The following is a 5,978-nucleotide window of genomic DNA, read 5'->3' on the forward strand; positions in this document are numbered from 1 at the left end:
TGCCTTGGCTTTACTCTACGCCGCTTATGCTTCGCAGACATTACGCGGCGCGCTGAAAGCGGTGCCAATCGGGCAATGGGAATCAGCGCAAGCGCTGGGGTTGAGTCAAAGTCGGATTTTTTTTCGGCTGATTATGCCGCAAATGTGGCGTCACGCCTTGCCTGGATTAGGCAATCAGTGGTTGGTATTGTTGAAAGATACCGCGTTAGTGTCGCTTATCAGCGTCAATGATTTGATGCTACAAACTAAAAATATTGCCACTCGTACGCAAGAGCCCTTCACTTGGTATTGTATTGTCGCGCTAGTTTATTTGGCCATCACCTTATTGAGTCAATATTTGATTAAGTTGATTGTGATGCGTACCACGGCCTTTGAGCGGAGTGCTGGCTGATGATTGATTATTTATGGCAAATAATGACGGGGTTATCTACCAGTTTAACGTTAACCATGGTGTCACTCTCGCTGGCGTTAGTGTTCGCATTATTGTTTACGCTGATATTGACCCTGAAAACGCCCTTATTAACGTCTTTAGTGAGAATTTATATTACGTTGTTTACTGGCACGCCCTTATTAGTGCAAATTTTTCTTATTTATTACGGCCCCGGGCAATTTCCCTCAATCCAGCAGTATCCCTGGCTTTGGCATACGCTGTCACAACCCTGGCTGTGTGCGATGATTGCATTAGCGTTAAACAGTGCCGCTTATACCACCCCCTATTGTTTTTATGGCGCAGTACAAGCCATTCCGGCAGGTCAATGGCAATCTTGCGCCGCATTAGGGATGTCGTCGGCGCAATCAATGAGAATTTTATTTCCTTTCGCGATTAAACGATCGCTTTCTTCCTACTCGAATGAAGTGATCTTAGTGTTTAAAAGCACGTCGCTGGTTTATACCATTACTTTGATGGATATCATGGGGCAGAGCCAAATGTTATATGGCCGCACCTATGATGTGATGGTCTTTGTCGCAGCAGGGATAGTTTATTTATCGATTAACACCTTATTAACGCTGTTAATGCGCTGGCTAGAACGCCGTGCTTTGGCTTTTGAAGAGGTGTAAAGCTCCCCAAGTTTAGCTGGGGAGAAGTATTCATTTAGGTTGCGCTGTCGCTTTAGTAGGAACCGGCGGAGCTTTCCTGTGAGCCATTCCTTTCTCAGCTGCTGTTGCATTTATTAATGTTCTGCTTTTTCTAGTGTTATAAAACTCTATCATTGATTTTTTTTCATCAGATTTTAACTTGGTGATACTATCTAGGCTTAGGAAAAATGCGCTTGATTCTATGATTTTCCTTTTTTCAGCTTCATAAAGCTCTCCTATCGATTGTATTTGAGGAGATTCTGAGGAAAAAAATGTTTCAACCTTCATAGGTTGCTTGGGAGTGTTTCCAATCTTCTCCAGCTTTGCGTTGCTGAATAGTGCGTTTACTTTGTCAGCAACCCATGCGAATGGACGAAATAATCTTTGGCAAAGTATGTTCATAATAACCTCTCCTTATTTTTATATAATCAAATTTTTTAAATATTATTATTGTTTTAAATTCCAGAGAATATTACAAGCAGCCAGATTTAAAAAATATAAAAAAACACCCATACAAAAATTTAATCCTCTTGAAGAAAATAAATATTATGATTTGTTATTTATAAAATAATGATGGCGCTGTCTAAAATTAAGCTCGATTTTTAATGAAGTGATATTAGTGTTTAAAAGTACTTCGCTTATTTATAGCTACACTTATGATGTGACGGTCTTTGCCGCAATAGGGATAGTTTATTTATCGATTAATACGTGATTAACGCTGTTAATATGCTGGCGAGAACACCGCGCTTTGGCTTTTGAACAGGCGGTGTAAAGCCCTCATGTAAACATGGGGGCAATATTCAGAGAGTGGAGCTAACATGGTTGTGAGCAGAGCTTAAGCGATTGTCTTTGCATCCCCGCTTGGCAGAGGTACAGGTTTCGATGCCAACTTTCTTGGCAGAGGCGTTGGTGTTGTTGATGTTAAAGACGTTCTTGGCTTCGGCTTCGGTACTGAAGAGGTATCCTGAGATTGATTTTTTATTTAATTGTGATTCTTTATAATCTTGTAATATCTCTTTAATTTCTGTGTTCATTCCTGCTGATTTACTAAGCTCTGGTCCTTGAGGAATAGCTGGATCTTCAGCAACCGGCGCCAATGCAACTAAAGAAGTCTGTGACGCTGCTTTACTAAGCGCTGGCTCTTGAGCAGTTGTCTCGAGAACAGCAAGTTCTGCTTTTTTCATTTCACTCCAATAATCCTCTCTCTGTTTTGGAGTAAGAGCCACATAAGCCTCTCTCTGTTCGTTAGAAAGAAGCAGATAAGCCACTTTCCGTTTTCCAGTAAGAGCACCATAAGCCTCTTCCCGTGCTCTATCTGCTGCCCATCTAACCTCCGATGCTGTCGGTAATAAAAAGTTTGACCTCTCCCCAACTGGAAGTGGGTCTTTCCTTGTAACCATTGCGTCACCTATGGGAGGAGAAGTTTTTTTAGTACCATCCGGCATTGAATCTCTGACTCTTGATACGATTTGAGCTAAGCTGGTTTGATCCCTCTTCTGCAATGTCACTTCACCATATCCTGCATAAAAAGAAGAAGAAGTGTTTTTAATACTATCCGGCGTTGCATCGCTTAATGATGTTTCTGATGTGAAAAAATGTGATTGAGATTGTAGTGGTTGTGGTTTTATTCCAAATAATTTGTCAAACATAATAATAACCTTTCTTTTGTTTTTTTATATAATCAATGATTTTAAATATCATTGTTGTTTTAAATTCCAGAGAATATTAAAGGCAGCCAGGTTTAAAAAATATAAAAAAACACCCATACAAAAATTTAATAATATTGAAAAAATAGAGATTATTATTTTTTATTGACGCCATAATAATGGCGATTTTTATTATTGACCGGCAGCTCTACGTATTTCACGTAAACGTTGTTTTTCGACGCGCGACATAAACCACCAACTTATTAAACCGATAATACCGACCACTAACAAAATTAATGTCGCTAATGCGTTGATTTCCGGATTAACGCCCATTCGTGCGCTGGAAAATACTAACATCGGCAGAGTGGTCGCCCCGGGCCCGGCGACAAAACTGGCGATCACTAAGTCATCCAATGAAAGTGTAAAAGCCAGTAACCAACCGGAGATTAATGCTGGGGTGATCATCGGAACCGTGATGACAAAAAATACTTTTAGCGGGGTGGCGCCAAGATCCATCGCCGCTTCTTCAATAGAGCGATCTAATTCACGTAGGCGTGAGCTGACGACGACCGTAACATAAGCGGTGCAAAAAGTGACGTGCGCTAACCAAATGGTAAACATCCCACGCTCCGCCGGCCAACCAATGGCGTATCCCATGGCAACAAATAACAGCAATAATGCTAGGCCTGTTATCACATCTGGCATCACCAAAGGCGCGGTTAACATAAAAGCAAAACCGGTCGAACCACGAAAGGCGCCAAATCGTACCATCACCACTGCCGCTATGGTGCCAAGGGCGACAGCCATGGTGGCCGATGCCGCGGCTATCGTCAGGCTAAGACTCACTGCGGAAATCATCGCCGAATCATGAAAAAGCTCTGTGTACCAGCGCGTTGACCAACCCGCCCACACAGTCACTAATTGCGAGCTGTTAAATGAATAAATCACTAGCATTAACATAGGCGCATACAGAAAGGTATAACTGAGCAGTAAGATCAGATAACGCCATGTTAAAGACACTGAATTGTTCATCGTCTCGCTCCTATTTCCTTATTTTGATATTTATGAAACCACAGTATCGGCATGATTAGCAGGATCAACATCACTATCGCCACTGCGGAAGCTACTGGCCAGTCACGATTATTGAAAAATTCTTGCCATAGAATACGCCCGATCATAATGCTGTCGGGGCCGCCCAATAATTCAGGAATAACAAATTCACCGACGGCAGGAATAAAAACTAGCATTGAGCCGGCAATAATCCCGCCTTTGGTGAGTGGCATCATCACATGAAAAAAGGTTTTTAATGGCTTAGCGCCGAGATCTAATGCCGCTTCTACCAATGAATAATCCAATCGAATTAAGGCGGTATAAATAGGTAATACCATAAAAGGCAGATAGCAATAAACAATGCCAATATAGACCGCCAAATTAGTATGTAATATCACTAAGGGTTGGTCGATGACGCCTAACCATAGTAAAAAATTATTAACAATACCATTGCTCTTTAGAAGACCCATCCAGGCATAAACGCGGATCAAAAATGAAGTCCAAGAGGGTAAGATAATCAATAATAAAAGAATATTACGGTTGGAAGGCTCGCAACGAACAATCGCCCAAGCCAACGGATAACCGATCAATAAACAACATAGCGTTGAAATAGTGGCTATTTGCAAGGATTGTAAATAAGCATCAAGGTATAAGCGATCATCGAGCAGTTGCAGATAATTACCCAAGTTCAGAGCAAAAGTCAGTTTTCCATCCAGCCAACTCACTAAATCAGAGTAAGGGGGAATGGCTCTGACCATTTCTGCCAGACTGATTTTAAATACGATCAGAAAAGGCAGCATAAATAAGAAAAATAGCCAGAGGTAGGGCAATGCTATCACTAGCTTACGGCCATGTGCTATTTGCCAACGCTGCCACAGTGCTTTCGCTGAGGTAACCATCGATAATAGTGCCGATTTGTTCGCAGGATCTGATGTCATGATATTAGCTCCCCAGAACAACACAGCTACCCACTTCCCAACATAGGTGAATCTCATCGCCCCAGGTTGGCATGCCTTTACGGTAACGATGACCATTTTGTAATTGAGCACTGATCATCTGACCGCTGTGCAGTTTGACATGATAGATGGAGAGATCGCCGAGATAAGCGATGTCTACCACTTCTCCGATAGCAGAATTACAATCATCTTCTTTTACAGTGGTACATAACATAATTTTCTCTGGACGCAGTGCGACCAATACTGGCACGCCGTCAATGACAGAAGCATCAGCAGGGACTTTGAGCGCATGGAGCAATCCAGGGCTTTGAATCAGTAAGCCATCTTCTTGTTTATCGACTAATAAACCTTCAAAAACATTTATCGAACCAATAAATTCAGCACTAAATCGGCTATTGGGATGTTCATAAATTTCTTCTGGTTCACCAATTTGTACAAATTTACCCCGATTCATAATAGCGATCCGTCCGGCCATGGTCATCGCTTCTTCCTGATCATGCGTCACCATGACGCAGGTGGCGCCAACGCGCTCTAAAATATCGACCACTTCTAATTGCATCCGGTCGCGTAATTTTTTATCCAACGCCCCCATCGGCTCATCCAGCAACAATAGTTTAGGCCGTTTGGCTAAACTACGCGCCAGAGCGACACGTTGTCGTTGACCCCCAGAGAGTTGATGTGGTTTACGTTTGGCAAATTCTTCCATATGGACTAACGTCAGCATTTCGGCGACCCGCGCTTTAATTTCTGATGTCGGTAGCTTGTCTTGCTTCAAACCAAAAGCAATATTTTGCTCCACCGTCATATGCGGGAATAACGCATAGGACTGAAACATCATGTTAATCGGTCGCTGATAGGGAGGCACGTGTGATAAATCTTGCCCATCAAGCATGATCTGTCCTTGCGAGGGTTGTTCAAAGCCCGCGAGCATACGTAATAATGTGGATTTACCGCAACCTGATGCGCCTAACAGGGCAAAAATTTCGCCTTTATAGATGGTTAAATTGACATCATCGACAGCGGCTTGGCCATCGAAAAATTTAATCAAGTTACGGATTTCCAGCAAAGGCGTAAAATTTTTGCGACTTCGGTGGCAGGCGGACAATAACATCGTTCACTCAGTGAATGCTCCCTGTCAGTATGTTTTAGTTTACATTAGACCTCTTCGGAAACCTACTGCGTGACGCGGATCCTGCGTTGCCCGGTGCGCGCAATCCTCATTTACTCTGTGTTAACGAAGGTTGCTGTG

At 42.6% G+C, this 5,978-nt stretch carries 7 protein-coding genes and 1 pseudogene; 3 read left to right on the forward strand and 5 right to left on the reverse strand.

The genetic code is table 11. The annotated features are described in order from the left end of the window. Positions 1-391: ABC transporter permease subunit (locus tag REG_RS14880; RefSeq protein WP_039908559.1), on the forward strand; the 391-nt coding region annotated here is incomplete at its 5' end. After that, positions 391-1,059 carry an arginine ABC transporter permease ArtM gene (artM, locus tag REG_RS09255; RefSeq protein WP_006705394.1) on the forward strand — a complete coding sequence of 223 codons (669 nt, stop codon included), beginning with the start codon at positions 391-393 and terminating at the stop codon, positions 1,057-1,059. The genes REG_RS14880 and artM (REG_RS09255), both read left to right, overlap by 1 nt. Positions 1,060-1,089: 30 nt before the next feature. Here the strand turns inward: artM (REG_RS09255) and REG_RS09260 are convergent, their stop codons facing one another. Then, positions 1,090-1,479 (reverse strand): hypothetical protein, encoded by a 390-nt coding sequence (locus tag REG_RS09260; RefSeq protein ID WP_039908562.1) that lies wholly within the window; start codon positions 1,477-1,479, stop codon positions 1,090-1,092. A 187-nt stretch (positions 1,480-1,666) separates the two neighbouring features. On the opposite strand from REG_RS09260, the pseudogene artM (REG_RS14400) reads away from it, so the two are divergent. Continuing rightward, a pseudogene (gene artM, locus REG_RS14400) lies at positions 1,667-1,789 on the forward strand (arginine ABC transporter permease ArtM); the annotation flags it as partial. Positions 1,790-1,877: 88 nt separating this feature from the next. Here artM (REG_RS14400) and REG_RS09265 read toward each other — a convergent pair. From REG_RS09265 to potG, 4 genes are all read right to left on the reverse strand, one after another. Next, positions 1,878-2,726, reverse strand: a complete 849-nt coding sequence (locus REG_RS09265) for a hypothetical protein (protein WP_006705396.1) — start codon at positions 2,724-2,726, stop codon at positions 1,878-1,880. Between the two features lie 189 nt (positions 2,727-2,915). Beyond that, complete coding sequence (gene potI / locus REG_RS09270; protein ID WP_006705397.1) at positions 2,916-3,755, reverse strand: putrescine ABC transporter permease PotI; 840 nt, start codon at positions 3,753-3,755, stop codon at positions 2,916-2,918. Next, a complete protein-coding gene (gene potH, locus REG_RS09275; RefSeq protein WP_039908564.1) occupies positions 3,752-4,711 on the reverse strand; it encodes a putrescine ABC transporter permease PotH in 960 nt (319 codons plus the stop codon). The genes potI and potH overlap by 4 nt, the downstream gene beginning before the upstream one ends. A 4-nt stretch (positions 4,712-4,715) precedes the next feature. Continuing rightward, entirely contained in the window at positions 4,716-5,840 is a 1,125-nt protein-coding gene (potG, locus tag REG_RS09280) for a putrescine ABC transporter ATP-binding subunit PotG (RefSeq protein ID WP_006705399.1), read from the reverse strand. Positions 5,841-5,978 lie beyond the last annotated feature (138 nt).

The sequence above is a fragment of the Candidatus Regiella insecticola LSR1 genome, from assembly GCF_000143625.1.
Classification (GTDB): Bacteria; Pseudomonadota; Gammaproteobacteria; order Enterobacterales; family Enterobacteriaceae; genus Regiella; species Regiella insecticola.